This window comes from Pseudoxanthomonas sp. LjRoot204_2, assembly GCF_056175765.1.
Genome location: NZ_JBGFFG010000390.1, coordinates 1 through 3,143 on the forward strand (window position 1 = coordinate 1; position 3,143 = coordinate 3,143).

Here is a 3,143-nt window from a genome sequence, read left to right on the forward strand (position 1 = left end):
GCGCGGAACAGCGCCGTGCCCTCTTCCAGGTGATCGGCCACGCGAGCCTGTATTGCCGAAGGAAGGTCGCCGTTCTCCGCCAGCTCGGACAGCGTGTCGTGCGTGATGGCCGCGTGCGCAAGCAACTTGGCCTGCGGGGCTCTGGCCGCGGCCAGGATGTCCGCCGTGGCCTGCAGGTGCGAACGCAGGTCCTCCGCGCTTGGCATCTGCGCGAGATCGACCTGTCGGACGATCTCAACCGGGAACGGGCCGGTGGCCGGCTCGATGCCCAGGTCGATGCGACCGTGAGCGCTGTAGTTGGCCAGGACCTGCGTTCCATCGGCCATGCGGATGGAGCCGATCCAGCCGCCACCGAAGTCAGAGCGAAGCTCACCCATTTCGACGCCATCCATATCCGCGATGGCCCCTTTCATCAGCTGCAGGCCTTCGCTGGCCTTGGCGTTGCTCGGGCCATCTTTCACTGCCCCGGCTTGACCGAACGCCTTGTTGGTGCCGCCAGCCAGGCAGATGGTGATGTTCTCGCGAATGGTCTGGATCGACTCTGTCGTCCCATCCCACATAAACAGATCGTGGCTCGCCTCCCGCAGCTCGTTCTCGAAGAACGCGGCGCGGCGCTGAGCGGCCGCGAGCGCGCCCTCCAGCCGCACCACGGCATCGTCGGCATCGGCCAGCAGCGCCTTGCGGGCAGCGAGGTCGTTGGCCGACATGGGCTTGTTGTGCAGAAGTACCGTTTCAAACGCGTTGAGACAGTCCTTCACGGGCTCGATATCACCCGCCGGTTCCTTCGGCCCCTTCAGGAAGCGATCGAGCTTGGCGAGCATGCGCTCGGCCAACGTCCGATCGGCATCGCTGGTCATGACGTGACCGGGATGCTTGAACAGGCCGCCCACCAGGTGGCGAAGCTCCCGCGCCATCTCCACCACGAACGAACCATCGAACCGTTCGGTCTTGGTCGGCGAGCGCAGCATGCCCATGTCGAAGTCGATGCGCGTGCGGTAGTACACCRCCACCGCATCTTTCATCTGCGGCAGCAGCGCCTTCATGATGTCGGAGCCTTCCTGGTGGGCGATCTCGACACGCGCGATCGCGTGGTTCATCGCCAGCGCCATCGCATCGGCCGCCTTCTTGGGCGTATCCATGCTGCTGTCGCCGTAGGTGATTTGCCACCGGGCGAGCACGCCCATGAGGGCATCGTATGCGGCGATGTCATCCGGCGCCGCACCCTTGTGATCCTCGTTGTCAGACTCGATCAGCACCGCAAGCCGATCAGCAGCACGGGCCACCGCCCGCATCGGTTCAATCGCCGGATCATGGTCCGGCGAGGGGATCTGGGCGATCAGCCTGTGCATGGCCAGGCCGGCCAACTGGCGCGTCTCTGCATCCAGTTCCGGGCGCATGACCACCTTGATGGTCGCGTTCTCGTAGATGGCGCGCTTGATCGTGTCGTCCATGCTCAGGCCACCTTCAGCCGCGGGACGTCGGCCAGCACTTCGTCCAGCGCGTCCTCCGGCACTTCGCCATCGCTCACACGCGCAAGCCATTGGTCGAGCAGGCCGTGGGCCTCCAGGTCCATGTGCTGGTCCCCGGTCAGGTCGCACGTATGCCGGCGGCCACCGGGCCAGACGAATTCCACCACCACCGATTCGGTTTCGGCGTCGGACTCCTCTTCCACGGAGTTGTGCACCTCAGTGTGCTTGAACGTGCGCCCGCTGGCGTTGGGCTTGATGAGCCACGACTGCTCACCGCCATCGGCAAGGTGCATGTGGTAGTTGATGTGTTGCAGGCGCATAGGGGGATCTCCGTTGAATATGGGAGGAATCAGGGTTTGAGGCCGCCGGCCGCTTCCGCGTCCAGCTCATCGATGTCCGACGCCAGCACGCAGCCGTAGTCCGGGTGCAGCGTCCAAGGGGAGGCTTCCAGCAGGCGGTAGATCTCTTCGTTGCGCGCATCGAAGCCGGCCGCCGCATCGGTGCCCATGGCCACTTGCATGGCCATGTCTTCGCAGACGGCCTGCACGGCCAGGAACGTGTCCTTGGTCATCGTCGCCGGCGCATCGAGCTGGCTGCGGATCTTGGCCACCGTGGCGGCATCGCCCATCTGGCGCGCCACGTCGTGCGCGATCGAGTCGCGCGGTGCCATCGCCTGGCGCAGCGGCAGCTCGCCCGGACGCTGCAGGTCGCGCAGATGCGCGCCTACGGCTTCGCCGATGCCCTTGGCATGGTTGAACAGGATCGATTGGCCCAGCGCTTCGTGAGCGACAGAGACGGGGAATCCGTTGACGAGATATTCCGGAATGCCCTTGGCCCGGGCATGCTCCACTGGCGTCAGCAATCGCTGCATGCCGTCTTCGCGCCCGAGCTTCACATCGGTTTGTCTGACGCGGGCGTAACCCCTCGTAAGCCCGTTCACGCTGGTAGCGCTCTCGTTCTGCACGTTGGGCTTGAAGTTCTTCCCTTCGGATTTATCGCGTGCCGCCTTGGCCACGAGGTAGTCGAAGGTGCGCCAGCGCTCGTCGTCATCGCCGATGTTCTCCAGCGCCTGGCCCAGGGTCTCATACTGCTTCGGATACGCAGGCACCTGGTCCATCGAGAACCCTTCGGCCAGCCCGCGCGAGATCGCGACGAGCCACCACCGCGTGCGGTTCTCCAGGCTGCCGCTCTGGGTGGAGTCGAACAGGGCTTCGTGCAGGACGTAACCCTGCTCCTGCAGGTACGCCATGAAGATCGCATAGCTCGCCGACGTGCGGGCTTCAGCGACGTTCTCCGACACGATCACAGCAGGCTGCACCGCGTCGACGATGCGCAGCGCGCCGTAGACCGCGAGTGCGTCAGTCGGATGGTCCTCCGCCTTGTCGATCTTCCGCTTCGCACGACCTGCCTTACTGTGTCCGGTGCAGGGCAGCGACAAACCCAAACTAGCCACTTTGCTGAGTGCAACCGGCTCCAGCTCTTCCAGCGCGGCTTCGTACAGCCGCGTGTCTTCGGTGATGGCCGGATTGTTGACCGACGCCATCTCCAGGTAGCGGTGATCGCGATCGACGATCCAGTCCACGCGCGAGCGCAGACCCTGCGCCTGCACGCCTTCGTGGAAGGCCAGCGTGGACACGCCCGCGCCCGCGCAGAGCGTGGCCTCGGTCAGATAGC

The 3,143-nt window shown here is 65.1% G+C and carries 3 protein-coding genes; all 3 read right to left on the reverse strand.

Features of this window, described 5'->3' with window-relative positions:
- Window positions 1–1,451 (reverse strand): hypothetical protein (locus AC04L7_RS15330; RefSeq protein ID WP_475513334.1); only part of this gene is annotated, 1,451 nt, incomplete at its 3' end.
- A 2-nt stretch (window positions 1,452–1,453) separates the two neighbouring features.
- The gene (locus tag AC04L7_RS15335; protein ID WP_436001214.1) at window positions 1,454–1,789 is read right to left on the reverse strand and encodes a hypothetical protein; all 336 of its coding nucleotides are present in this window, start codon (window positions 1,787–1,789) and stop codon (window positions 1,454–1,456) included.
- Between the two features lie 29 nt (window positions 1,790–1,818).
- A partial coding sequence (locus tag AC04L7_RS15340; protein WP_475513335.1) for a DNA cytosine methyltransferase occupies window positions 1,819–3,143 on the reverse strand: 1,325 nt, incomplete at its 5' end.

What these genes read in the sequence shown, in the direction of transcription:
- AC04L7_RS15335 (WP_436001214.1), bottom strand. Translation starts at nt 1,789, where the DNA reads ATGCGCCTGCAACACATCAACTACCACATGCACCTTGCCGATGGCGGT.